The organism is Guptibacillus spartinae (genome assembly GCF_028610625.1).
Classification (GTDB): Bacteria; Bacillota; Bacilli; order Bacillales; family Guptibacillaceae; genus Guptibacillus; species Guptibacillus spartinae.
Map to the genome: position 1 here is coordinate 99,186 of NZ_JAQQWU010000004.1, position 25,031 is coordinate 124,216.

The following is a 25,031-nucleotide window of genomic DNA, read 5'->3' on the forward strand; positions in this document are numbered from 1 at the left end:
AACTTAAAAAAAGTAAAAAAAAATCTCTGACTGAATGCTCATTCATTTGTTTTTGTGTTATACTAAAGTCAGAAAATTACTTGCATTCTGACTTAAAAGCGTTTTCATAAATTGTTTGAACAATCGGGGAGCACCAACGTTCAAGCATCTCAGAAGCGGCTAAGAAGGAATGACTCGAAAGGAGAGGTTTGCCAACATGGATGTTTTATTGATCGCTAACTGGATTGCTTTCATTCTTGTAACCGCTTACGCGTTGTTTTTGTTTGGTTATGTCGTTAAAACAAGATACGAATACATTAAGCTTGGAAAGAAAGCAGAATTTGATCATTCCATGAAAGAACGACTAGAAGCCATTCTAGTTAAAGTATTTGGGCAAAAGAAGTTATTAAAAGATAAGAAGAGTGGAACGATCCATGTGATGATGTTCTACGGTTTCCTTCTCGTTCAATTCGGTGCGATCGATATGATTGTGAAAGGGTTATCGCCGGAGTCACATCTTCCTCTTGGACCGCTTTATCCAGCGTTTACGTTTTTCCAGGAGCTTGTGACGCTTATGATTTTAACAGCGGTCGTATGGGCATTCTATCGTCGCTATATCGAGGCCATTGCCCGCTTGAAAAAAGGGTTTAAAGCAGGACTTGTTCTCTTGTTTATCGGTCTTCTGATGATTTCCGTTCTATTTGCAGGCGGTATGGAAATCATCTGGCATGATGCTGGTTATTCATGGAGTGCACCAGTGGCGTCAGGAATTGCGTTCCTGTTCTCATGGATCAATGAAACAGCAGCAATTGCGCTATTCTTCTTTTTCTGGTGGATCCATCTGCTCGTGCTACTAACGTTCATGGTGTACGTTCCACAATCGAAGCATGCACACTTAATTGCTGGGCCAGTAAATGTTTTCCTTGGGCGTACGCACAAAGTAGGGCAGTTATCATCTATTAATTTTGAAGATGAAAGTCAAGAAACATACGGCGTTAACACGATTGAAGATTTTAACCAGAAGCAGCTTGTTGATCTGTATGCTTGTGTAGAATGTGGACGTTGTACGAATATGTGTCCGGCAACAGCAACGGGAAAAATCCTTTCTCCAATGGATTTAATCGTTAAGCTACGCGATCATTTAACGGAAAAAGGAGCTGCGGTGACATCTAGAACACCTTGGGTTCCAGCTTACGCTTTTTCAAATACAGCAGGAAACCAAATTGCTTACCAATCACGTGCACAGCAGGAAACAGCTGCAGCAGCGGAAGGACTTGTAAGCGGAGATTTAATCGGGAACGTCATTACGGAAGAAGAAATTTGGGCTTGTACCACGTGCCGCAACTGTGAAGATCAGTGTCCGGTTGAAAACGAGCACGTTGATAAGATCATCGACATGCGCCGTCACCTTGTCTTAATGGAAGGAAAGATGGATAGCGATGTTCAGCGAGCAATCACAAACATTGAACGTCAGGGCAATCCATGGGGAATTAGCCGTAAGGAACGTGAAAACTGGCGCGATTTGCGTGACGATATCGTGGTTCCGACTGTAAAAGAAAAAGAAAAAGCAGGTGAAGAGTTTGAATACCTCTTCTGGGTTGGCTCAATGGGCTCTTACGATAACCGTAGCCAGAAGATTGCCGCTTCCTTTGCGAAAATCATGAATGAAGCAGGCATTTCATTCGCCATTCTTGGAAATAAAGAAAAGAACTCTGGTGATACGCCACGACGTGTAGGAAACGAGTTCTTATTCCAGGATCTTGCACAGAAAAACATTGAAACGTTCCAGAAGCATAACATTACTAAAATCGTTACGATTGATCCTCATGCGTATAACTCACTTAAAAATGAATATCCAGAGTTTGGGCTTGAAGCAGAGGTTTATCACCATACTGAATTATTATATGACTGGATTAAAGAAGGAAAACTGAAGCCGAAGCACGAAGTAAACGAGAGAATCACTTATCATGATTCTTGTTACCTCGGCCGTTACAACGAAGTATACGATCCACCACGTGAAATTCTTCGCAGTATTCCAGGCGTTGAAGTGATTGAGATGGACCGCAACCGTGAAAACGGCATGTGCTGTGGTGCAGGCGGCGGTTTGATGTGGACAGAAGAAGACACAGGATCCCGTATTAACGTAACGAGAACCGAGCAGGCACTAAGTGTGAAGCCATCCGTTATCGGTAGTGCATGTCCATATTGCCTAACGATGATGAGCGATGGAACGAAAGCGAAAGAAGTTGAAGAAGAAGTAGCCACGCTTGATATTGTTGAGATTTTAGAACGCTCAATTGTTCAAAAAGAAGCTGTTCTCCAATAGACTGTTTGGCAAAGGGGTTAGCTTATGCTGGTTTTTCCGACCGGCATGAGCTCTTTCCTTTGTTACTTTGTCGGTAAGGTGAGCGAGCGTTCAGTCGCATTTTATACAATAATGATAGCGTTTTCAAAAAAAGAAAGGAGAGGTTTTTTATGGGCAAAACGGTCATCGTTAGTGGCGTAAGAACGCCATTTGGAAAATTTGGTGGAGCTTTAAAGTCAATTGAGGCATCGAAACTTGGTGGAACAGCAATTAAAGAAGCATTGATACGTGCGGGTGTAGAGCCAGGAGATGTTGGTGAAGTCATTATGGGGTCAGTTCTTCAAGGAGGACAGGGTCAAATACCATCACGACAAGCGGCACGCCACGCCGGCATTCCATGGGAAGTGAAAACAGAGACGATTAACAAAGTTTGTGCATCGGGTCTTCGTAGTGTAACGCTTGCTGATCAAATCATTCGCTCTGGTGATGAAGAGGTGATCGTGGCAGGTGGAATGGAGTCAATGAGCAATGCGCCATACATGATGAAAGATGCGCGCTGGGGCATGCGAATGGGCGACAAACAAGTGGTGGATCTTATGGTGCATGATGGATTGACCTGCTCTTTTGACGGGTGTCATATGGGCGTCTATGGAAATTCAACAGCGGAAGAATATGAGATTTCAAGAGAAGAGCAGGATCGCTGGGCGACAAGAAGTCAGGAGCGAGCAGTGAAAGCGATGGAAGCGGGTATTTTCGCTGAAGAAATTATTCCTGTTGAAGTGCCACAGCGAAAAGGAGACCCACTTGTCGTTGAACATGATGAGGCGCCAAGAAAAGGCACTACAGAGGAGCAGCTAGCCAAGCTAAAGCCTGTATTCGGTGCTGACGGAACGATTACAGCAGGAAATGCACCGGGCGTGAACGACGGAGCAGGAGCGCTCGTTCTGATGTCCGAAGAACGTGCTTCGAAAGAAGGAAAAGAAGTGATGGCAACCATTCTTGCGCACACGGCCATTGCAGTTGATGCTAAGGATTTTCCGAAAACGCCGGGTCTTGTGATCAATGAACTTTTAAAGAAAACAGGGAAGTCACTTGAGGAAATTGACCTGTTTGAAATCAATGAAGCGTTCGCGGCCGTTGCATTAACAAGCGGAAAAATTGCTTCTCTTGATGAGGAAAAGGTGAATGTACACGGCGGTGCAGTGGCACTTGGACATCCAATTGGCGCAAGTGGTGCACGCATTTTGATTACGCTTATTCATGAATTAAAGCGACGCGGTGGTGGCATTGGCGTTGCAGCCATCTGTAGCGGCGGTGGTCAAGGCGACGCGATCATGGTTCAGGTATAGGAAGGGAGCATAACGATGGAAATCAAAACGATTATGGTAATTGGTGCAGGACAAATGGGAGCAGGAATTGCACAAGTATGTGCAGCATCCGGCTATACCGTCTATATGAATGATTTGAAGCAGGAATTTATAGATAAAGGACTTGTAAGAATTGAGAAAAACCTCTCAAAGCAAGTATCCAAAGAGCGGATTACACAGGACGATTTGAACGGAACGATGGAGCGTTTAAAGCCAACAACGGATTTGCAGGATGCAAAGCAGGTCGACATCGTAATCGAAGCTGCTGTAGAAAACATGGAAGTGAAATGCAATTTGTTCGCACGACTGGACGAAATCGCGCAAGAACATACGATTCTGGCAACGAATACATCTTCACTTCCGATTACGGAGATTGCCGCTGCAACGAAGCGTCCTGAAAAAGTAATTGGAATGCATTTCATGAATCCGGTTCCGGTAATGAAGCTTGTTGAAATCATTCGGGGCTTAGCAACGACGGATGAAAGCTATCAGTCCGTTGAAAAGCTTGCAGTGGACCTCGGAAAAACAGCAGTGGAAGTAAACGACTTCCCTGGATTTGTGTCCAACCGCATATTGATGCCTATGATTAATGAAGCCATCTATACCGTGTATGAAGGCGTGGCATCACCTGAAGATATCGATAGCGTGATGAAGCTAGGGATGAACCATCCGATGGGACCACTAACGCTCGCTGATTTTATTGGACTTGATACGTGTCTTTATATTATGGAAACGCTTCAGGATGGATTTGGCGATGACAAATATCGCCCCTGTCCGCTACTACGTAAATATGTAAAAGCTGGATGGCTCGGACGTAAGACAGGAAGAGGCTTCTACCAATACCAGGATTAACACCACGAGGAGGAACGAGCATGGAGCTTGTATTTACGGAAGAGCAAAAAATGATGCAGAAAATGGTGCGTGACTTTGCGGAAAAAGAAATCGCCCCGATCGTTGAGGAAATGGAAGAGACGGATCGCTTTCCACGCGAAGTAATCAAGCGAATGGGTGAGCTCGGCTTGATGGGGATTCCAATTCCAGAAGCTTATGGTGGAGCTGAGATGGACTATACGTCTTACATTATCGCGATTCATGAGCTTTCAAAAGTAAGTGCCACAGTTGGTGTTATTTTATCGGTTCATACGTCTGTTGGCACGCTGCCGATTTTAGCGTTTGGAACAGAAGAGCAGAAAAAGCGCTACATTCCAAAGCTAGCAACGGGTGAATACCTTGGTGCTTTCGCTTTAACGGAGCCGAGTTCTGGATCTGACGCGAGTAGCATGAAAACACGCGCCGTGCGAGACGGAGATCATTACATTTTAAACGGCTCGAAAATCTTCATTACAAACGGTGGTGAAGCAGATACGTATGTGGCCTTCGCTAGAACAAATCCGGATGAAAAAGGGAGCAAAGGCGTGACGGCTTTTATTATTGAGCGTGATATGCCTGGATTTAGCGTTGGAAAGAAAGAAAAGAAAATGGGCTTAAACGGCTCAAATACCGTTGAGATCATTTTCGAAGACTGTCGTGTCCCTGTTGAGAATCGTCTTGGCGAAGAGGGTCAGGGCTTTAAAATTGCAATGGCGAATCTTGAAAGCGGTCGCATTGGAATTGCGGCGCAATCACTTGGTATAGCGGAAGCGGCGCTAAACTATGCGACAGCTTACGCAAAAGAACGCCAACAGTTTGGCAAGCCGATCGGGCAGAATCAGGGACTTGGATTTAAGCTTGCGGATATGGCGACAGAAGTCGAGGCAGCCAAGCTACTAACTTACCGTGCTGCAGACTTAAAAAATCACGGCATTCCTTGCATGCAGGAAGTATCGATGGCAAAGCTCTTTGCTTCGAAAGCTGCAGTAAAAGCATCGATTGAAGCGGTTCAAGTATACGGGGGATACGGCTACACGAAAGATTACCCGGTCGAACGCCTCTTTCGCGATGCAAAAGTATGCGAAATCTACGAAGGAACGAGTGAAATACAGAAGATCGTTATAAGTCGGAACCTCATGAAGTAGAGAAAAGCCGAGAATACCCGTTTTATTGGCCAAATTCCGGATATATTGGCCAAACTTCATTTTTATTGGCCAAATTCGAAATATATTGGCCAAAATCAATTTTTATTGTCCAAACCACCAAAAAGGGAGAGAAACAGGATGAACTTTCAACTATCAGAAGAACATGAAATGCTACGAAAAATGGTGCGTGACTTTGCGAGAAAAGAAGTCGAACCAACAGCAGCTGAGCGTGACGAAGAAGAGCGCTTTGATCGCAAACTGTTTGATCAAATGGCCGAGCTTGGCTTAACCGGCATTCCATGGTCTGAAGAGTACGGCGGCATTGGTTCCGATTACTTAAGCTATGTCATTGCAGTGGAAGAACTTTCTCGCGTATGTGCCTCGACAGGCGTAACGCTTTCGGCGCACACGTCTCTTGCAGGCTGGCCGCTAAATGCTTTTGGTACAGAAGAGCAAAAGCAAAAATTCCTTCGTCCGATGGCAGAAGGCAAGCTAATGGGAGCTTATGGTCTCACAGAACCAGGATCAGGTTCTGACGCTGGTGGTATGAAAACGACAGCGAAGCTTGATGGCGATCACTACATTCTAAACGGTTCAAAAATTTTCATAACAAACGGCGGCGAAGCGGAGATTTATATCGTGTTTGCTCAAACAGATAAAGAAAAGCGTCACAAAGGAATTACGGCCTTTATCGTTGAAAAAGGAACGCCAGGTTTCTCTATGGGTAAAAAAGAGAAAAAGCTCGGCATTCGCTCCTCTCCAACGCTAGAAATTATTTTTGAAGATTGCCGTGTACCAGTTGAAAACCGTCTTGGTGAAGAAGGGCAGGGCTTTAAAATTGCGATGAAGACGCTTGATGGAGGTCGGAACGGCATCGCAGCTCAAGCTGTTGGGATTGCGCAGGGTGCGCTTGATGCGGCAACGGCGTATGCGAAAGAGCGCAAGCAGTTTGGAAAGCCGATCGGCGAAAATCAAGGCATTGGATTTAAACTTGCCGATATGGCAACGAAAATTGAAGCTGCAAGACTACTAACGTATCAGGCGGCATGGAAAGAAAGTCAGGGTCTTCCGTACGGAAAGGAATCGGCGATGTCGAAGCTTTACGCTGGTGATATTTCGATGGAAGTAACAACAGAAGCGGTGCAAGTGTTTGGTGGCTATGGCTATACGAAGGATTATCCGGTTGAGCGCTATATGCGTGATGCGAAAATTACGCAAATCTATGAAGGTACAAATGAAATTCAGCGTCTTGTTATTTCAAGAATGCTGATGGCTGACTAAGAAGCGCTATGCATCCACTCGCAGAACGACTTTCAAATCAGGATGAGCGAGCGCTCGCAAAAGCCATTAGTCTAGTTGAAAATGATGCTGAAGACAAACTGGAATTGCTAAAAGATATCCATCCAATGACAGGGCGGGCCCATTATATTGGGATGACTGGATCACCAGGGGCTGGGAAAAGCTCACTCGTTAACAGGCTGATTACGCACCTTAGAAAGTTAAACCTTACCGTTGGCGTCGTTGCGGTTGACCCAACGAGTCCGTTTAGTGGGGGTGCTCTCCTGGGAGATCGCGTCAGGATGGCGGAGCATTTTACTGACTCTGGTGTTTTCATTCGAAGCATGGGAACACGAGGTAGCCTTGGGGGGCTTTCTCGAACGACGAAAGAAACGGTTCGGTTAATGGATGCTTTTGGATTTGATGTGATTTTGATCGAAACGGTTGGGGTTGGACAATCGGAGCTTGATATTATGAAGATCGCGGATACGATTGCGGTCGTTCTGAACCCTGGTAGTGGGGATGTTGTGCAAGTCTTTAAAGCTGGCATTATGGAAATTGCGGATCTTTTTATCGTCAATAAAGCAGACTTGCCAGGTGTCCCGAAGCTACTTGCTGAGCTTGAAAGCATGCTTGACCTTGTAAAACACGATGCACCATGGCGTCCACCGATCGTGAAGGCGATCTCTGTTCAGAACCTGGGCCTTGAGAATGTGTGGAAACGAATGCAGGAGCATTTCGAATACAGTAAGGCGTCTGGTGAGCGCGATGCGAGACGCAAGACATCACTTGAACGAGAAGTGATTGAGGTTGTACATGCTGAAATGATGAAGAAGCTTGTGGAGCGTGAGGAGGCCGAGGAGAAAGGGTGGGTTGAAGAAGTAACAAGCGGCTCAATTGACCCTTACTCCGCTGCAGTGAAGTTACTTCAGGATTATGCGGGTGGCTTTGAGAGGAAGGGGATGGGAAGGTGAAGAAAAACGTTCCTTCGATGGTGAAAGATGAGAAGCTAATCCAGAAACGGCGCGAACAAATGATTAAAGCAGCGGTCTCTCTTTTTAAGGAAAAAGGATTTCATCGGACGACAACGAGAGAGATCGCCCGGGTCGCCGGGTTTAGCATTGGAACGCTTTATGAATACATTCGAAAAAAAGAAGATGTGCTTTATCTCGTTTGCGATAGTATTTATGACGAAGTTCGTGAGCGGCTTGAGGAGCAGCTTAAGCCTAATATAACAGGTATCGAACGGCTGAGGCAGGCCCTTCATGCGTTTTATCATGTGATGGATGATATGCAGGATGAAGTGCTTGTCATGTACCAGGAAGCCAAGTCACTTCCCCGAGAAACGCTACCATACGTTTTAAAAAAAGAACTAGGCATGGCAGAAATTTTTGAGCGGCTGATTGAAGAGTGTGTCAACGAAGGTAAAATGCACCTTACAGAAGACGAAATCTACGGTGTTGCGCATAACATCCTTGTACAAGGACAGATGTGGACCTTTAGGCGGTGGGCATTGCATTCGCATTATTCAATAGAAGAATACACCAAGATGCAAGAAGGGTTCTTAATGCAGGCTTTAAATCCGATTGAAGCCAAAAATGGATAGAGGAGGAACAGCAGTGAGTGTAGTTGAAACATATAAACCGGTGAATCATGTTCGTTTTGTAACCGCTTCAAGTTTGTTTGACGGTCACGATGCATCTATTAATATTATGCGTCGTATTTTACAGGCAAGTGGCGCAGAAGTGATCCATCTTGGACATAATCGCTCTGTTGAGGAGGTTGTGAATGCTGCGATTCAGGAAGATGCGCAGGGAATTGCGATCTCCTCTTACCAGGGCGGGCACGTGGAGTATTTTAAATATATGTATGACCTTTTGAAGGAAAAGGGGGCTTCTCACGTCAAGATCTACGGCGGTGGTGGCGGTGTGATCATTCCGAAAGAGATTAAGGAACTTCACGCTTACGGAATCTCTCGCATTTTCTCTCCGGACGATGGCAGCGACCTTGGGCTTCAAGGCATGATTGACTTGATGATGAAGGAATGTGATTTCCCGACGTTTAAACAAATTGATAACCAGATTGATCGCTTGCATGAGCGCGATCCGCAGGCTGTTTCGAGTCTTATTACGCTTGCTGAAAGCTATGGAGGAGAACGGACAGAAGAAACGGCAGCCGCAGCTGAGCAAGTCTTCGATAAGTTGAAAGATATGGCCACGGATACACCTGTTCTTGGAATTACGGGAACGGGAGGAGCAGGGAAGAGTTCTTTAACAGATGAATTAGTGCGACGTTTTATTAATGAATTTGATGATAAAACGGTAGCCATCCTGTCAATTGATCCGACAAAACAAAAGACAGGCGGCGCTCTGCTTGGTGACAGAATTCGTATGAATGCGATCCATAATGATCGCGTCTTTATGAGAAGCCTTGCAACGCGTAAATCAAAAACAGAGCTTTCCCTTTCCATTCGCGAAGCGTTAACCGTCGTAAAGGCTGCTGGATATGATTTGATCATTATTGAAACGAGCGGAATCGGCCAGGGGGATGCCGAGATCGTTGAAATTTCCGATGTTTCCATGTATGTGATGACAAGTGAATTCGGCGCGCCTTCACAGCTTGAGAAAATTGATATGATCGATTTTGCTGATTTAATAGTGATTAATAAATACGAGCGAAAAGGTTCTGAAGACGCCTTGCGTGACGTGAAGAAACAATACCAGCGTAGTCATATGCTTTTTGAACAGGATCTTAATCAAATGCCGGTATATGGCACGATTGCCAGTCAATTTAATGACCCGGGGACCAATACGCTCTTTAAGGCACTTATCGATACGATTCATCGCAAATGTCGCAATGACTGGGCAACGAACATTGAAACGAGTGACATTGTTGAAAAGCTGAATTTAATTATTCCACCGCAGCGTCAGCAATATTTACAGGATATTTCCGGCTCTGTGCGTCGCTATCATGAATATGTTGACAAACAGGTTCAGCTTGCGCGAAAAGCATTTCAGCTACAAGGCACGATTGAAATGCTTGAGGGTGCGGACAATGATGAGACAATCGACATGCTATCGAAAATGAAAAAGCAAAACATGGATGATATGCATGGAGAAACGCGAAAAATTATTGAAAACTGGCCTGAAGTGAGGGAGAAGTATAGCGGAAAAGAATTTGTGACGGTGATTCGAGAGAAGGAAATCGTAACAGAGCTGACTACGAAAAGTCTGTCTGGTCTGGATATTCCGAAAGTCTCGCTTCCGAAGTATGAGGACTGGGGAGAAATTGTTCGCTGGGTATTAAAAGAGAACGTTCCAGGATCCTTCCCCTATACAGCCGGAGTTTTTCCTTTTAAACGCAAGGGTGAAGATCCGAAGCGTCAATTCGCTGGCGAAGGAACGCCGGAGCGCACAAACCGCCGTTTCCACTATCTTTCGGAGAACGAAGATGCGAAGCGTTTAAGCACGGCATTTGATTCGGTTACGCTGTACGGAGAAGATCCAGACTATCGACCTGACATCTATGGAAAAGTTGGCGAGAGTGGCGTAAGCATTTGTACGCTTGATGATATGAAAAAGCTTTATGCAGGCTTTGATTTATGTGCACCATCAACCTCTGTTTCAATGACGATTAACGGCCCGGCTCCAATTATTCTAGCCATGTTTATGAACACGGCGATTGAGCAGCAAACACAGCGGTTTGAAGAAAAAGAAGGCCGTAAAGCAAATGAGCAGGAGCTTGCGGAAATAAAGGCAAGGACACTAAGTACCGTTCGTGGAACGGTTCAAGCCGACATTTTAAAAGAAGATCAGGGTCAAAATACGTGTATTTTCTCCACGGAATTTGCGCTACGAATGATGGGAGATATTCAGGAGTACTTTATTCGTGAAAACGTACGTAACTACTATTCAGTTTCGATTTCGGGTTACCATATTGCTGAAGCTGGTGCCAATCCGATCTCGCAGCTGGCATTCACGCTTGCAAATGGGTTTACGTATGTGGAGTACTATTTAAGCCGCGGTATGGACATCGATAAATTTGCGCCGAATCTATCGTTCTTCTTTAGTAATGGTCTGGACCCGGAATATACGGTGATAGGAAGAGTGGCGCGCCGAATTTGGGCGACTGTGATGCGAGAGAAGTATGGTGCCAATGCGCGTAGTCAGAAGTTAAAGTATCACGTTCAAACGTCAGGTCGATCACTGCATGCGCAAGAGATGGACTTTAACGATATTCGCACCACACTACAAGGATTGATGGCGATTCATGATAACTGCAACTCGCTTCACACGAATGCGTATGATGAAGCAGTGACAACGCCAACGGAGGAATCCGTTCGACGAGCAATGGCGATTCAAATGATTATTACGAAAGAGCATGGACTTACGAAAAATGAAAATCCACTACAAGGTTCTTTCATTATCGAAGAGTTAACCGATCTTGTAGAAGAAGCTGTTCTTAGCGAATTTGAGAAAATTAACGCGCGTGGTGGCGTGTTAGGTGCGATGGAAACGCAGTATCAGCGTGGTAAAATTCAAGAAGAATCCATGCACTATGAAATGTTAAAGCACAGCGGTGAGCTTCCGATTGTTGGAGTGAATACGTATAAGAATCCAAATCCACCGGCGGAAGAAGAGTGGAACATGGAGCTTGCGCGAGCGAGTAAGGAAGAAAAGGAACAGCAAATTACAAACTTAAACCAGTTCCAGAAAACGCATTCAGAAAAGACCCAAGAAGCGCTTAATCGCTTGAAGCGTGCTGCTTTAAGTAAGGGTAATATTTTCGAAGAGTTAATGGAAACAGTGAAGGTTGCGAGTCTTGGTCAGATTACGAGAGCGCTTTATGAGGTGGGCGGAAAATACCGTCGAAATATGTAAACAGTAAAGAACTTGTCAAATGCAAGCGTTCATATTATTGTAGGAGGAAGGACTTCCCTTCCTCCTTTTCGTTCGAAAGCGATAGCCAAAGGAAGGATCAATCCTTATTATTTCAATAGATTTGTTTGAAAATCGTAGCATAGATTGTGTAATTTTGTTTATAATGAATGGTATGTTTTGCATTAGGATCGCTTAGCGAAAAGCTAGTTTTACATGAACAGCTATTATTCATAGAGATAATTGAAAGGGAGTGCCGATATCGTGAATAGCTTAAAGCAGTTGTCTGCTGACGACATTCAAGAAACATCCATGATTGATATTATGTATTTCATCCTGCAGGACGAGAAGAAACCCGTTTCTTTCTATACACTGATGGATCAGATCGGAAAGATGAAAGGACTATCTTCGGAAGAGCTTCAAGAAATGCTTGCAGAAGTTTATACAAACCTGAACACAGATGGTCGCTTTGTAACGCTTGGAGACAACCAGTGGGGTCTAAAGGGCTGGTATCCAGTTGAACAGTCACAAGAAGAGCTTGCAACAACGATCAAGCCGAAGAAACGCAAGAAGTCTCAGGACGATGATGAGCTTGGTTTCGACGAAGATGACGAAGAGGATCTTGAAGACCTTGAAGTCGATGATCTTGAAGATTTTGATGACGACGAATTCGATGATGATACAGAAGATTTGGATGAAGACCTCGACGATGACGATGATGACGATTTGGAAGACGACGAAGAAGAAGAGAAATAATTTCTGTCGCTTCTTGACTTTCAGTAGCGAAATCGGTAGAATCATTTTTGGGCTTCACCAAAATACTAAACTAATTTATAGATACGATATAAAAACAAAAGTGCCCCCCATTTATGGGACAGGTGCCACTTTTGTTTTTTTGTTTTTATACTCCTATTGAGAAGTTGGCATTTAGCCAATGCGAGTGGACCTTCCGTTTAAGATAAGAAAATTGTAACCATCTGCAAAGATTTTATGAAAAAAATAAAATCTCTCGTTTCAGATGAATCCTCTCCCTTTCTAAAAGGGCAGAATACAAACCATGAGGGGGCAGAAAGATGACAGCAAAACATAAGAAGTATATCTTCGTAACAGGCGGCGTAGTTTCGTCACTTGGTAAAGGAATAACAGCAGCTTCACTAGGACGTCTTTTGAAAAACCGCGGTGTGAGCGTAACGATTCAGAAGTTTGACCCATACATTAACGTGGACCCAGGGACAATGAGCCCTTATCAACACGGAGAGGTATTTGTCACAGATGATGGCGCAGAAACCGATCTTGACCTTGGTCACTACGAGCGTTTTATCGATATCAACCTTTCAAAAAACTCGAACGTCACAACAGGGAAAGTATACTCAACTGTTCTTCGTAAAGAGCGTCGCGGTGACTATCTTGGTGGAACGGTTCAAGTTATTCCGCACATTACGAATGAAATCAAAGAGCGTATTTTCCGTGCTGGAAATGAAACAAACGCTGACGTAGTAATTACTGAAATCGGTGGAACGGTCGGCGATATCGAAAGTCTTCCATTCCTTGAAGCAATTCGCCAAATCAAGAGCGATATCGGTAAGGAAAACGTGATGTACATTCACTGTACGCTTCTTCCTTATCTAAAAGCAGCAGGTGAAATGAAAACAAAGCCAACGCAACATAGTGTGAAAGAACTTCGCAGCCTTGGTATTCAGCCTAACGTCATCGTTGTACGTGCGGAGCAGCCTGTGCCACAAGAAATGAAGGATAAGATTGCGCTATTCTGTGACATTGATGAACACGCCGTTATTGAAGCACAGGATGCCGATACGCTTTATAAAGTACCTCTTGCTCTTCAAGCACAGAAGCTTGACGAAATTACTTGTCAGCACCTGAAGCTAAACTGTCAGGAAGCGGACATGGACGAGTGGAACGAACTTGTTGATAAGGTTCAAAACCTTTCAAGAAAAACGAGAATTGCCCTTGTTGGGAAATATGTTGCTCTCCAAGATGCTTACATTTCGGTAGTAGAATCTCTCAAGCATGCTGGTTACGCATTTGATGCAGACATCGACATTAAGTGGGTGAACTCTGAATCAGTAACGCAGGAAAACGTAGAAGAACTTCTTTCTGATGTGGATGGCATTCTTGTTCCTGGTGGATTCGGCGATCGCGGAATCGAAGGAAAGATCACAGCGATTCAGTATGCGCGTGAAAACAAAGTACCTTTCCTAGGAATTTGTCTCGGTATGCAGCTTGCTTCTGTTGAATTTGCTCGTAACGTGCTTAACCTTGAAGGTGCGCATTCAGCTGAAATTAAGCCAACAACGAAATACCCTGTCATTGACCTACTTCCTGAACAGAAGGACGTGGAAGATCTTGGTGGCACGCTTCGTCTTGGTCTTTACCCTTGTAAACTGACAGAAGGAACAAAAGCTTATGCGGCTTATAACGATGAAGTTGTCTATGAGCGTCATCGTCACCGTTATGAATTCAGTAACCAGTACCGTGCGGAAATGGAAGAAGCAGGCTTTATCTTCTCTGGTACAAGCCCTGATGGTCGACTTGTTGAAGTCGTTGAAGTAAAGGATCATCCATGGTTTGTGGCATCACAATTCCATCCTGAATTCACTTCTCGCCCAACGCGTCCACAGCCGTTATTTAAAGAATTTATCGGCGCTTCTATGGCTAATAGCTAATTTAAAAAGACATCCTTTTCTGTGGAAAAGGATGTCTTTTTGTCTGGGTTTAAAATTCGTATCCATGCTCTTCTAATATTTCGCGAGTTGTTAAATAGAGAGCGTGATAGACGTATAACGAAGTGAGAAGAGAAGGGTAGCCAATGCGTTCTCCATCATCGTTTGGAACGAGCCCCGTCGTTAGCCCGGTATTAATATGAAAATCTGATGTTTGTTCAAGGAGAGGGTCTGCTTCTTTTCGCGTAGCAGAAATACCAACCACTTTCGCCCCAGCTGCTTTAAACGTTTTTGCATGTTCGGCTGCTGCTCTGTCTTCGCTTAGCCTTGAAAATAACAGTACACAATCATTTTCTGTTAAATCGGCAGGATCATGGAGGATTGCGCTTGAAGGTAGCTTTTCAGAGCCATAGACAGCTTCAAGAGCCGCTCCTTGAAGTTCGTTCTCTCCATAAAAATAAACAGTCCCTCCCCCTGTAATAACTTGAGCGAACAAACGTGAACTATCTTCAATCACCATCTCATGATGATCTTGAATTCCCTTGAACTTGCCCATCAGCTGCGTGGTAAAAATTTTAAGCATTTGATCACGTCCTTTCATTTATTTTAAATCTTTAAGGTTGAAATGTTGTCTAAAGTTGGGTATAGATAGATGAATCTTCAAGATCGACATTATCATCACATGTGCACAATGGCGTTCCTATTATAACGAAACTGGCTAACACTTGCGAATATCAGTCCTCAATGTATAATCAGGAAGGGATTCGCGATCTTTAAGCGAACTTAAACATAAGACTAACGGAAAAGTAGGTGCTCACATATGAATGAAAAAATCTTAATCGTAGACGATCAATACGGCATTCGTATCCTTCTAAATGAAATCTTCCAAAAAGAAGGGTATCAAACGTTCCAAGCAGCAAACGGCGTTCAAGCACTTTCTATCGTAAAAAGTGAGGATCCCGACTTAGTTATTCTCGATATGAAAATTCCCGGAATGGATGGCCTTGAAATCCTAAAGCGAATTAAAAAAATGGAAGCAAGAGCACTTGTCATTATTATGACGGCTTACGGTGAATTGGACATGATTCATGAAGCAATGGACCTTGGAGCTGTGACTCATTTTGCGAAGCCTTTTGACATTGATGAGATTCGAGCAGCGGTCAAAAAAGAATTAGCATCGCTTACATAAACAAAGGTAACGCTTACATGAATAAATCCTATTAAATCAAGCTTTTTCCCCTTCTTTTATAGAAGTGATATGCTATAATAGAACCGTGTTTTTGGAGAAATTGTAGAGGAATTCAATTCAGATCAGCAGAAAATTCTTAGGCAGTGGCATACATAAAAACTTCGTGTTTGTGCCATCTTGAAGAAGACAGTTTTTTCTGGATGCATCTGCATGCTTCAATAACAGGTATTCGTTATTAAGATGTTCCAGGTCAGACCTGGCAATTTTAAATTAGATTGAGGAGGATTTATCATGCCTTTAGTTTCTATGAAAGAAATGCTCGAAAAAGGTAAAGCAGAAGGCTACGCAGTTGGCCAATTTAACCTTAACAACCTTGAGTTTACTCAAGCAATCCTACAAGCTGCACAAGAAGAACAATCACCAGTAATCCTTGGTGTTTCTGAAGGTGCTGCTCGTTACATGGGCGGATTCAAAACAATCGTTAAGCTTGTTGAAGCTCTTATGGAAGAGTACAAGGTTACAGTACCAGTTGCGATTCACCTTGACCACGGCTCTAGCTTCGAGAAGTGTATGCAAGCAATCAACGCTGGATTCACTTCAGTTATGATTGATGGTTCTCACTACCCACTAGACGAAAACATCGCTCTTACTACAAAAGTAGTAGAAGCTGCACACGCAGTTGGTGTTTCTGTTGAAGCTGAGCTTGGACGCATTGGCGGACAAGAAGACGATCTAATCGTTGACGATGCTGAAGCGGCATACGCGATTCCTGAAGAGTGTGAGCGCCTGATCAACGAAACTGGTGTAGATTGCTTCGCTCCTGCACTTGGTTCTGTACACGGCCCTTACAAAGGCGAGCCTAACCTAGGATTCGACCGAATGGAAACAATCAGCAAAATGACTGGTGTTCCTCTAGTACTTCACGGTGGTACTGGTATTCCAACTGCTGACGTTAAAAAAGCGATCAAATTTGGACATGCTAAAATCAACGTGAACACTGAGAGCCAACTTTCTTCTGCTAAAGCAGTTCGTTCTGTACTTGAAGAAAAGCCAGATCTATACGATCCTCGTAAATACATGGGACCTGCACGCGATGCAATTAAAGAAACAGTAATTGGCAAAATGCGTGAATTTGGTTCTTCAAACAAAGCATAATCTTCTTAAAGATTGGATAATCAGAAACCGCTCAACCTGAGCGGTTTCTGATTTCCATTTTTACTATCCCCCAACCGCTACAACTATTTTTTTCATTTATTTACAATCAAATCAGCTAACGTAATCAAAATATGTTAAACTTTTTCTCGTAACCGCTTTCTAAATTCAAAGGAGGACGAACATAATGAAAATTTTCATAGATTCCGCTAACTTAAATGACATCAAAGAAGCACACGATATGGGCATCGTTTCTGGAGTAACGACAAATCCATCCCTTGTGATGAAAGAAAACGTTGATTTTCATGATCGTCTTCGTGAAATTACTAGCCTAGTATCCGGATCAGTTAGTGCTGAAGTAGTATCAACAACTGCTGAGGAAATGATTGAAGAAGGAAAACAGCTTGCTGAAATCGCTCCGAACATTACGGTAAAAGTTCCGATGAACCGTGAAGGCATGAAAGCTGTAAAAGCATTCTCTGAAGCTGGTATTAAAACAAACGTAACGCTTGTGTTCTCTGCAAATCAAGCATTGCTTGCAGCTCGTGCTGGCGCATCTTATGTATCACCATTCCTTGGGCGTCTTGATGATATCGGTCAGAACGGTCTTGATCTTATTTCTGAAATCTCTGAGCTATTCGCAGTCCATGGGATTGAAACTGAAATTATTGCAGCATCAATCCGTCACCCAATGCACGTAACGGAAGCGGCGCTTCGTGGTGCTGATATTGGCACAATGCCACTTAAGGTTGTTCTACAAATGCTCGAGCATCCTCTAACAGATAAAGGAATCGATCAATTCCTTGCAGACTGGGAAGAAGCGAAGAAAGCAAATAAATAGTCATACAAAATTGGCATGAACTTCCTGTTTTTGCCCATACTATTCTTATAATGTGTCAAGACAGAATGAGAAACATGAATACGATGCGGACGAAGAAGGGAGACCGTTATGGAAAAGTTGATGATCGCTGGAGGCCACCGCTTAAGTGGAACCGTTCAGGTGAGCGGTGCCAAGAATAGTGCGGTTGCATTAATCCCGGCGGCTATTCTAGCAGATTCCACTGTCACTATTGATCACTTGCCAAACATTTCTGACGTTGGAATTCTCCGTGATTTGCTTGAAGAAATCGGGGGACAAGCTGAGCTAAATGGAAATACATTAACTGTAAATCCACAGGATATGATTGCCATGCCGCTTCCGAATGGCAAAGTAAAGAAGCTTCGGGCTTCCTACTACTTAATGGGTGCAATGTTAGGTCGTTTTAACAAGGCGGTTATTGGACTACCAGGCGGGTGCAATCTTGGACCACGTCCGATTGATCAGCATATTAAAGGTTTTGAAGCGCTTGGCGCAAAAGTAACCAATGAACAGGGTGCGATTTACCTTCGGGCAGATGAACTGAAAGGCGCACGCATTTATCTTGATGTAGTGAGCGTTGGGGCGACGATTAACATTATGCTTGCAGCGGTTCGTGCGAAAGGCCGTACCGTTATTGAAAATGCAGCCAAAGAACCTGAGATTATTGATGTTGCCACACTTTTATCAAGTATGGGCGCCAAGATTAAAGGGGCTGGAACCGATGTTATTCGAATTGATGGGGTGGACGAGCTTACAGGGTGTTACCATTCCATCATTCCTGATCGCATTGAAGCAGGAACGTACATGATTATGGCAGCTGCAATGGGTGATGAAGTTGTGATTGATAACGTCATTTCTCAACACCTTGAATCGCTTATCGCGAAACTTCGTGAGATGGGTGTGCAAGTTGAGACGAATGAAGATCAAGTTTACATTCGTTCTCCGCGTGAAGGCTGGAAAGGCGTTGATCTTAAAACGCTCGTCTATCCAGGTTTTCCAACCGATCTTCAGCAGCCATTTACATCGCTTTTAACAAACGCTGAAGGAAGCAGTATTGTAACGGATACCATTTATGGTGCGAGATTCAAACATATTGATGAGCTTCGTCGAATGGGTGCAAACGTCAAGGTTGAAGGACGATCTGCGATTATTAACGGTGCCGTTAAGCTCCAGGGAGCAAAGGTGCGCGCTTCGGATCTAAGAGCCGGTGCAGCCCTTGTCGTCGCTGGTCTAATGGCTGAAGGGATAACAGAAGTCTCAGGCCTTGAACACATTGATCGCGGCTATGAGCGACTCGTAGAGAAGCTCAGTAACCTTGGAGCACGGGTTTGGCGTGAGAAATTGGATCAAGAAGAACTAAAGGAAGTTGAAAGTTCGTAATGTAAAAAGCAGAAGGCGGTGAAAACCGCCGTTCTGTTAGCTAACTTTTGAAAGCGTTTTACTTAAGTTGTGTACCCCGGGGGAGGAAAGCATAATGGAAAGAAGTTTAACGATGGAACTTGTGAGAGTAACGGAAGCTGCGGCTCTAGCTTCAGCACGTTGGATGGGCAGAGGCAAGAAAGAAGAAGCAGATGACGCAGCCACAACGGCGATGCGAGATGTGTTTGACACCGTACCGATGAAGGGAACGGTGGTTATTGGGGAAGGCGAGATGGATGAAGCGCCAATGCTTTATATTGGTGAAAAGCTGGGGACCGGATATGGTCCGCGCGTAGACGTTGCCGTCGATCCGTTGGAAGGAACGAATATTGTAGCAGCGGGAACTTGGAATGCACTTGCCGTATTAGCCGTTGCAGATCATGGGAATCTGCTTCATGCCCCTGATATGTATATGGACAAAATTGCTGTTGGGCCGAAAGCGGTTGGCAAAATCGATATTAACGCCTCTGTACTTGATAATCTGAAGGCCGTTGCTGAAGCGAAAGGCAAAGAAATTGAAGATTGCGTGGCGGTCATATTGGATCGGGAACGTCACGAAAAGATTATAGAAGAAGTGCGCTCTGCAGGTGCAAGAATTAAACTGATTACGGATGGGGATGTGGCAGCGGCAATTAACACAGCTTTCGATGACACTGGCGTTGATATTTTATTTGGATCCGGTGGTGCTCCTGAAGGTGTGCTTGCAGCCGTTGCGTTGAAATGTCTCGGTGGAGAAATCCAGGGAAAACTTCTTCCTCAAAACGAAGAAGAGTTAAAGCGATGTAACGAAATGGGTATTGAAGATGTTTCGCGCGTCCTTTATATGGAAGACCTCGTAAAAGGGGAAGATGCCATTTTTGCAGCAACCGGTGTCACTGATGGCGAACTGCTAAAGGGAGTCAGATTCCAGGGGACCTCTGGGACAACCCAATCGGTTGTTATGCGAGCAAAGTCTGGAACCGTTCGCTTTATCGACGGGAAACACAGCTTGAAAAAGAAACCTGACCTCGTGATCCGATAGAAAATGTTCACAAAAGGGACCTTATTCTTCCCCGCATCCTTCATTTCATGTTGAATATTTTTTAGGAATCTGGTAAAACTATAAGGTGCTGTATTATTTCCTATTACTATTCGCTCAACGTCGTTGAGTAGAAAAGTTGATTTTTGGCTCAAATGTCGTCATTCGCTTAGTGGACGCTCGTTCCGCTTGTTGATAATGACGAAAATGAGCCAAAAATCATGAAAGAAACGTATATAAGAGTAACGATTGTTAAGCAACACCTTCGTTGTGCACTTCCTCTACTCTCACTTAAGAGATGCCTGAATGGATCACATACTAGCCTCTCACAGGATCTCAACAAACTCTTTCTCTCTTTCTTTTTTCTAAAACGGGTGACCTACATCCTGTTTATATGAATCTTCTTGCACTTATTTCATATCCAGTCGGGGAAAACCCATAATCATTTAAAAAGTGTGGTGTCAACATGGCAGTAAATATATCAGAATTAGAACAAATGACATTAAAAGAGCTTTATGAACAGGCAAGGCTGTACAAAGTCTCTTATTATAGTAAGTTAAACAAACGAGAGCTTGTTTTTGCCATTCTAAAAGCACAGGCAGAGCAATCGGGGCTTCTTTTTATGGAAGGAATCCTTGAAATTATTTCATCGGAAGGATTTGGCTTCCTTCGACCGATTAACTACTCGCCAAGCGCAGAGGACATTTATATTTCGGCCTCTCAAATTCGCAGATTTGATTTACGTAACGGAGATCGCGTTTCAGGTAAAGTGCGTCCTCCAAAAGAAAATGAACGTTACTATGGTCTCTTACACGTAGCTGCAGTAAACGGTGAAGATCCTGATTCTTCAAAAGAACGTGTTCATTTCCCTGCATTAACACCGCTATATCCTGAGAAGCGAATGAATTTCGAGAACAAATCAGGCAACCTTTCTACTCGAATTATCGATATGATTTCACCGGTTGGGTTTGGTCAACGTGGACTGATCGTAGCACCGCCAAAAGCCGGGAAAACAATGCTTTTGAAGGAAATTGCCAATAGCATTACAACAAACCATCCTGAAACAGAATTAATCGTCCTTCTTATCGATGAGCGCCCTGAGGAAGTGACGGATATTGAGCGTTCGGTTGATGGTGATGTCGTTCACTCGACGTTTGATGAAACACCAGATAATCATATTAAAGTAGCTGAGCTCGTCCTCGAACGTGCCATGCGCTTAGTGGAGCATAAAAAAGATGTCGTGATTCTTCTTGATAGTATTACTCGTCTTGCTCGTGCTTATAACCTTGTGATTCCTCCAAGTGGACGAACCCTTTCTGGTGGTATTGATCCTGCAGCTTTCCACCGACCAAAGCGATTCTTTGGTGCGGCGAGAAACATTGAAGAAGGCGGTAGCTTGACGATCTTAGCGACGGCGCTCGTGGAAACAGGTTCGCGTATGGATGACGTCATTTATGAAGAATTTAAAGGAACAGGGAACATGGAACTTCATCTTGATCGTCGTCTTGCAGAACGCCGCGTCTTCCCTGCGATTGATATTCGCCGATCTGGTACGCGTAAAGAAGAATTGCTTCTTCCGAAAGAACAGCTTGAAATGCTATGGACAATACGTAAGAGCATGGATGATTCCTTTGAATTTGTCGATAACTTCTTGAAACGCCTTAAGAAAACAAAAGAAAATCGCGAGTTTTTTGATCTGTTTGAGAAGGAAAAAAGCGGTTCATCCAGGTAGGTTAGACAAGAGGTATGTCACAAGATGATCAATTGCATTGTCTTAGACAGCCTGCTATAATACGTCTATGTGTGCAGAAGTTAAAAGGCGCTGCCTTTTAGCTTCATTTAACTCTGGTTCCTCAGGAATCAGGGCGGAAGGAGATGAAATTCATGAAACAAGCGATTCATCCTGGTTATGAAACCATTAAGGTAAGATGTGCTTGCGGTAACGAATTCGAAACTGGTTCTACAAAACAGGACGGCGTGAGCGTAGAGGTTTGCTCTGAGTGCCATCCATTCTATACTGGACGTCAGAAGTTTAATGACGCTGGTGGACGCGTAGATAAGTTTAGAAAAAAATACAACCTAAAAGGTTAATGATAGAACAGGCAAGTTTTTACTTCTTGCCTGTTTTTTAACTCAGTTGAAAGCCGACTTGTAGGAAGAAACGGTTTAGCAAACGATTTGTTCATCCGTTTCTTCCTATAATGGATGACTTTGATTAAGTAAGTATATTGAATTAGAAAATTGGTGAGTGGGTAGTGTGACCACCCTTGCCATCAATAATAGGATGAAGGTATACGCAAAATAAGGACTGCGCTGATCAGTCATTTTTTTATGCTTATGCTAGGAAAGGAGAAGCGGTTGAATGCATGTTATGAAGTACAGCGGCTGGATTGAGGTTGTTTGCGGAAGTATGTTTTCTGGGAAGTCTGAAGAATTAATTCGACGTGTGAGACGAGCGACATACGCCAAGCAAAAAGTCCAGGTGTTTAAACCAAAAGTGGATAACAGATATAGCGAAGAATCTGTTGTATCTCATAATGGAATGTCCGTCATCGCTGTTCCTGTTGATCATTCACAGGCGATCTTGGACCGCGTTTCAGAAGACACGGATATGGTTGCGGTTGACGAAGTCCAATTTTTTGATGAGGGTATTGTGGATGTCGCTCAGCAGCTTGCGGATGAAGGGGTTCGAGTAATCGTAGCAGGACTGGATCAAGATTTTCGTGGCGAAGCATTTGGGCAGGTTCCAAAGCTTTTAACGGTTGCTGAATCGGTTACAAAGCTTCAAGCGATCTGTGTCGTGTGTGGTTCTCCTGCTAGTCGTACGCAGCGCCTTATTGATGGTAAGCCTGCTCATTATGAAGATCCAATCATTCTTGTTGGGGCATCAGAATCGTATGAGCCTCGCTGCCGTCATTGTCATAAAGTACCAGGTAAGCCAACGGCACGAGATAATCATGAACAAGAAATCTCCAAGTAAGTCCGGGAAACCGGGCTTTTTTTGTGCTTTAAAAACACTGACTTTATAGAAGAACCGTTAAGAAAATCCTATATTGAATCTTCCCTTCTTCATTTGGGCACCTTAGTCATAGGAGGTGACGATCTGATGAGAAGAATGATTTGGATGATGCTAGCCTTTGTGTTGCTTGTGTCAGCCTGTTCTCCACTTAAGCCACCAGAAGCAAATGGACAGGCGGGGGAAGGGCAAAAGTTAAATACGGATATTAACTTAAACCCACAGTCCTATCGAAATATGAGTGTGGATAAGCCCACGATCAGTGATGATCAGGATAAAATTCGAGAAGTTGTCGAATCAGAAGGTTATGTTGCTGGAATGGTTTCAATTACTGGAAATCACGCTTGGGTAAATGTGAAGTTCACAAATAAACAAGAAGCGGAATTAACGAATCAGAAAAAGGCGCTAGCGGCTAAAATTTATCAAGCCGTTCCAAGATACAAAATTCACGTCCGAGCAAGATAAAACCCTCTCAACAATGAGAGGGTTGTTTTCATTAATGCTGTGCTCGTCTTGCTGCTTGTTGTAACGGATCCCAGACGCTATTATAAGGGGGTGCGTACGCCAGATCGAGATCCTCGATGTCATGAAGCGTCATCTGGTGATAGAGGGCAGTAGCAAGGACATCGACGCGCTTATCTACACCATACTTTCCAATGAACTGTCCGCCAAGAATGCGTTCGTTGTCTTCTCTGAAAATGATTTTAACACAAAGTTCACGTGCTTCAGGATAGTAACCAGCGATGTCTGTCGCCTCTGTGGAGCAGCTAGCAAACGGTAAGTTCAGTTCTTCTGCTTCACTTGTTGAAAGGCCTGTCCGTCCAAGTGTTAGACCGAAGAATTTAATAACGGAAGTCCCAACAATTCCTTTAAATGTGTTTGGTTGGCCCACCATATTCAGTCCAGCAATTCGCCCCTGTTTATTAGCTGTCGTCCCGAGAGGAACAAAATCATCACGTTCTTTGACGCGATGATAATGTGTCGCGCAATCCCCAGCCGCGTAAACGTCTTTCTTGCTCGTTTCCATGTAGCGGTTTACTTGTATTGCCCCGTTGGAAGTGGTGTGAAGGCCACATTCCTTAAGGAAACCGGTATTAGGCTTTACCCCAACAGACACGAGGACGAGATCCGCCTCATACTCTCCCTGATCTGTTACAATCTTTTTCACGCGCTTGTCCCCTTTAAATGATTGCACACCTTCGTTTGTATGAACGGCCACCTCGTTTCGCTCGGCTTCATCATGAATCATCTTTGCCATGTCTTCATCAAAAATGCTGGCAAGGTGTGGCCCTAGTTCAATGATGCGTACATTTTTACCAAGTTCACGGAACGTCTCCGCCATTTCAAGTCCGATGTAGCCGCCTCCAATGACAGCTACATTTTGAACCGAGTCATCTAGATCACTGATCACCTTCTCCGCATCAGGAATCGTTTTTAATGTATGTATTCCTTCAAGGTCGATTCCTTCCCAGTCTGGTTTAACAGGACTAACCCCGGTCGCTATGAGTAGCTTGTCGTAAGTTTCTATGAAGTGTTCACCTGATTCTAAATGGATTCCTTTGACCCGTTTCTTTTCAGTATCCACGTTTGTTACTTCGTGGTACACGCGGGCATCAATTCCATACTTTTCTCGAAAAGTGTCCACGGATCTGGCAATAAGGTTATCAGTGGATTCAATTTTTCCACTTATGACATAAGGCAAGCCACATTGTCCATAAGAGTAAATATTCCCTTTCTCAAGTGTGACAACTTCCGCTTCCTCATCATTTCGAATAATTTGCATCGCTGCACTCATACCAGCCGCATCCCCACCAATGATCACAAACTTCATCTATAAGCAGCCCCTTTCCTAATTGTTCTACTCCCAGTTTACCCT

At 44.0% G+C, this 25,031-nt stretch carries 21 protein-coding genes; 19 read left to right on the top strand and 2 right to left on the bottom strand.

The genetic code is table 11. The features are described from left to right. The first annotated feature begins 196 nt into the window (after positions 1-196). From PQ511_RS09515 to pyrG, 10 genes are all read left to right on the top strand, one after another. Positions 197-2,305: a (Fe-S)-binding protein gene (locus PQ511_RS09515; RefSeq protein WP_273851664.1), complete on the top strand. Its 2,109-nt coding sequence runs from the start codon at positions 197-199 to the stop codon at positions 2,303-2,305. Between the two features lie 149 nt (positions 2,306-2,454). Then, positions 2,455-3,633, top strand: coding sequence for an acetyl-CoA C-acetyltransferase (locus PQ511_RS09520; RefSeq protein ID WP_273851665.1), 1,179 nt, complete (start codon positions 2,455-2,457; stop codon positions 3,631-3,633). A gap of 15 nt (positions 3,634-3,648) precedes the next feature. Beyond that, positions 3,649-4,503, top strand: a complete 855-nt coding sequence (locus PQ511_RS09525) for a 3-hydroxybutyryl-CoA dehydrogenase (RefSeq protein WP_273851666.1) — start codon at positions 3,649-3,651, stop codon at positions 4,501-4,503. Positions 4,504-4,523: 20 nt separating this feature from the next. Continuing rightward, entirely contained in the window at positions 4,524-5,666 is a 1,143-nt protein-coding gene (locus PQ511_RS09530; RefSeq protein ID WP_273851667.1) for an acyl-CoA dehydrogenase, read from the top strand. Between the two features lie 138 nt (positions 5,667-5,804). Continuing rightward, positions 5,805-6,947, top strand: a complete 1,143-nt coding sequence (locus PQ511_RS09535; protein ID WP_273851668.1) for an acyl-CoA dehydrogenase — start codon at positions 5,805-5,807, stop codon at positions 6,945-6,947. Positions 6,948-6,955: 8 nt separating this feature from the next. Further along, positions 6,956-7,918 (top strand): methylmalonyl Co-A mutase-associated GTPase MeaB, encoded by a 963-nt coding sequence (gene meaB / locus PQ511_RS09540; RefSeq protein WP_273851669.1) that lies wholly within the window; start codon positions 6,956-6,958, stop codon positions 7,916-7,918. Positions 7,919-7,935: 17 nt separating this feature from the next. Next, positions 7,936-8,550, top strand: a complete 615-nt coding sequence (locus PQ511_RS09545) for a TetR/AcrR family transcriptional regulator (protein ID WP_273851817.1) — start codon at positions 7,936-7,938, stop codon at positions 8,548-8,550. Positions 8,551-8,563: 13 nt separating this feature from the next. Then, positions 8,564-11,824: a fused isobutyryl-CoA mutase/GTPase IcmF gene (icmF, locus tag PQ511_RS09550; protein WP_420541678.1), complete on the top strand. Its 3,261-nt coding sequence runs from the start codon at positions 8,564-8,566 to the stop codon at positions 11,822-11,824. A gap of 261 nt (positions 11,825-12,085) precedes the next feature. Then, on the top strand, positions 12,086-12,577 hold the full coding sequence (gene rpoE / locus PQ511_RS09555) for a DNA-directed RNA polymerase subunit delta (protein WP_273851671.1): 492 nt from the start codon (positions 12,086-12,088) through the stop codon (positions 12,575-12,577). A gap of 317 nt (positions 12,578-12,894) precedes the next feature. Further along, positions 12,895-14,505 (top strand): CTP synthase, encoded by a 1,611-nt coding sequence (pyrG, locus tag PQ511_RS09560; protein WP_273851672.1) that lies wholly within the window; start codon positions 12,895-12,897, stop codon positions 14,503-14,505. 49 nt (positions 14,506-14,554) lie between these two features. Here pyrG and PQ511_RS09565 read toward each other — a convergent pair whose 3' ends face one another. Then, complete coding sequence (locus tag PQ511_RS09565; protein ID WP_273851673.1) at positions 14,555-15,085, bottom strand: DUF2529 family protein; 531 nt, start codon at positions 15,083-15,085, stop codon at positions 14,555-14,557. 237 nt (positions 15,086-15,322) lie between these two features. Here PQ511_RS09565 and PQ511_RS09570 point away from each other — a divergent pair, with 237 nt between their 5' ends. The 9 genes from PQ511_RS09570 (at position 15,323) to PQ511_RS09610 (ending at position 23,620) form a co-directional block, all read left to right on the top strand. Then, entirely contained in the window at positions 15,323-15,691 is a 369-nt protein-coding gene (locus PQ511_RS09570) for a response regulator (protein WP_224590888.1), read from the top strand. 291 nt (positions 15,692-15,982) lie between these two features. After that, on the top strand, positions 15,983-16,846 hold the full coding sequence (fba, locus tag PQ511_RS09575) for a class II fructose-1,6-bisphosphate aldolase (protein ID WP_224590886.1): 864 nt from the start codon (positions 15,983-15,985) through the stop codon (positions 16,844-16,846). 184 nt (positions 16,847-17,030) lie between these two features. Next, complete coding sequence (fsa, locus tag PQ511_RS09580) at positions 17,031-17,684, top strand: fructose-6-phosphate aldolase (protein ID WP_273851674.1); 654 nt, start codon at positions 17,031-17,033, stop codon at positions 17,682-17,684. Between the two features lie 108 nt (positions 17,685-17,792). Further along, a complete protein-coding gene (murA, locus tag PQ511_RS09585; protein WP_273851675.1) occupies positions 17,793-19,082 on the top strand; it encodes a UDP-N-acetylglucosamine 1-carboxyvinyltransferase in 1,290 nt (429 codons plus the stop codon). Positions 19,083-19,176: 94 nt separating this feature from the next. After that, complete coding sequence (gene glpX / locus PQ511_RS09590; protein ID WP_273851676.1) at positions 19,177-20,142, top strand: class II fructose-bisphosphatase; 966 nt, start codon at positions 19,177-19,179, stop codon at positions 20,140-20,142. Between the two features lie 463 nt (positions 20,143-20,605). Continuing rightward, positions 20,606-21,871: a transcription termination factor Rho gene (gene rho, locus PQ511_RS09595; RefSeq protein ID WP_159786363.1), complete on the top strand. Its 1,266-nt coding sequence runs from the start codon at positions 20,606-20,608 to the stop codon at positions 21,869-21,871. A 152-nt stretch (positions 21,872-22,023) separates the two neighbouring features. Beyond that, positions 22,024-22,230 carry a 50S ribosomal protein L31 gene (rpmE, locus tag PQ511_RS09600; RefSeq protein ID WP_098445408.1) on the top strand — a complete coding sequence of 69 codons (207 nt, stop codon included), beginning with the start codon at positions 22,024-22,026 and terminating at the stop codon, positions 22,228-22,230. A gap of 271 nt (positions 22,231-22,501) precedes the next feature. After that, complete coding sequence (locus PQ511_RS09605) at positions 22,502-23,119, top strand: thymidine kinase (RefSeq protein WP_273851677.1); 618 nt, start codon at positions 22,502-22,504, stop codon at positions 23,117-23,119. Positions 23,120-23,245: 126 nt separating this feature from the next. Further along, positions 23,246-23,620 (top strand): hypothetical protein, encoded by a 375-nt coding sequence (locus PQ511_RS09610; RefSeq protein ID WP_273851678.1) that lies wholly within the window; start codon positions 23,246-23,248, stop codon positions 23,618-23,620. 31 nt (positions 23,621-23,651) lie between these two features. Here the strand turns inward: PQ511_RS09610 and PQ511_RS09615 are convergent, their stop codons facing one another. Beyond that, on the bottom strand, positions 23,652-24,986 hold the full coding sequence (locus PQ511_RS09615) for a CoA-disulfide reductase (RefSeq protein WP_273851679.1): 1,335 nt from the start codon (positions 24,984-24,986) through the stop codon (positions 23,652-23,654). Between the last annotated feature and the right edge of the window lie 45 nt (positions 24,987-25,031).

What these genes read in the sequence shown, in the direction of transcription:
- PQ511_RS09545 (WP_273851817.1), top strand. Translation starts at nt 7,936, where the DNA reads ATGGTGAAAGATGAGAAGCTAATCCAGAAACGGCGCGAACAAATGATT.
- rpmE (WP_098445408.1), top strand. Translation starts at nt 22,024, where the DNA reads ATGAAACAAGCGATTCATCCTGGTTATGAAACCATTAAGGTAAGATGT.
- PQ511_RS09605 (WP_273851677.1), top strand. Translation starts at nt 22,502, where the DNA reads ATGCATGTTATGAAGTACAGCGGCTGGATTGAGGTTGTTTGCGGAAGT.
- glpX (WP_273851676.1), top strand. Translation starts at nt 19,177, where the DNA reads ATGGAAAGAAGTTTAACGATGGAACTTGTGAGAGTAACGGAAGCTGCG.
- PQ511_RS09520 (WP_273851665.1), top strand. Translation starts at nt 2,455, where the DNA reads ATGGGCAAAACGGTCATCGTTAGTGGCGTAAGAACGCCATTTGGAAAA.
- PQ511_RS09525 (WP_273851666.1), top strand. Translation starts at nt 3,649, where the DNA reads ATGGAAATCAAAACGATTATGGTAATTGGTGCAGGACAAATGGGAGCA.
- PQ511_RS09610 (WP_273851678.1), top strand. Translation starts at nt 23,246, where the DNA reads ATGAGAAGAATGATTTGGATGATGCTAGCCTTTGTGTTGCTTGTGTCA.
- fba (WP_224590886.1), top strand. Translation starts at nt 15,983, where the DNA reads ATGCCTTTAGTTTCTATGAAAGAAATGCTCGAAAAAGGTAAAGCAGAA.
- PQ511_RS09570 (WP_224590888.1), top strand. Translation starts at nt 15,323, where the DNA reads ATGAATGAAAAAATCTTAATCGTAGACGATCAATACGGCATTCGTATC.
- PQ511_RS09615 (WP_273851679.1), bottom strand. Translation starts at nt 24,986, where the DNA reads ATGAAGTTTGTGATCATTGGTGGGGATGCGGCTGGTATGAGTGCAGCG.
- PQ511_RS09565 (WP_273851673.1), bottom strand. Translation starts at nt 15,085, where the DNA reads ATGCTTAAAATTTTTACCACGCAGCTGATGGGCAAGTTCAAGGGAATT.
- pyrG (WP_273851672.1), top strand. Translation starts at nt 12,895, where the DNA reads ATGACAGCAAAACATAAGAAGTATATCTTCGTAACAGGCGGCGTAGTT.
- PQ511_RS09530 (WP_273851667.1), top strand. Translation starts at nt 4,524, where the DNA reads ATGGAGCTTGTATTTACGGAAGAGCAAAAAATGATGCAGAAAATGGTG.
- fsa (WP_273851674.1), top strand. Translation starts at nt 17,031, where the DNA reads ATGAAAATTTTCATAGATTCCGCTAACTTAAATGACATCAAAGAAGCA.
- meaB (WP_273851669.1), top strand. Translation starts at nt 6,956, where the DNA reads ATGCATCCACTCGCAGAACGACTTTCAAATCAGGATGAGCGAGCGCTC.
- rho (WP_159786363.1), top strand. Translation starts at nt 20,606, where the DNA reads ATGGCAGTAAATATATCAGAATTAGAACAAATGACATTAAAAGAGCTT.
- PQ511_RS09515 (WP_273851664.1), top strand. Translation starts at nt 197, where the DNA reads ATGGATGTTTTATTGATCGCTAACTGGATTGCTTTCATTCTTGTAACC.
- murA (WP_273851675.1), top strand. Translation starts at nt 17,793, where the DNA reads ATGGAAAAGTTGATGATCGCTGGAGGCCACCGCTTAAGTGGAACCGTT.
- PQ511_RS09535 (WP_273851668.1), top strand. Translation starts at nt 5,805, where the DNA reads ATGAACTTTCAACTATCAGAAGAACATGAAATGCTACGAAAAATGGTG.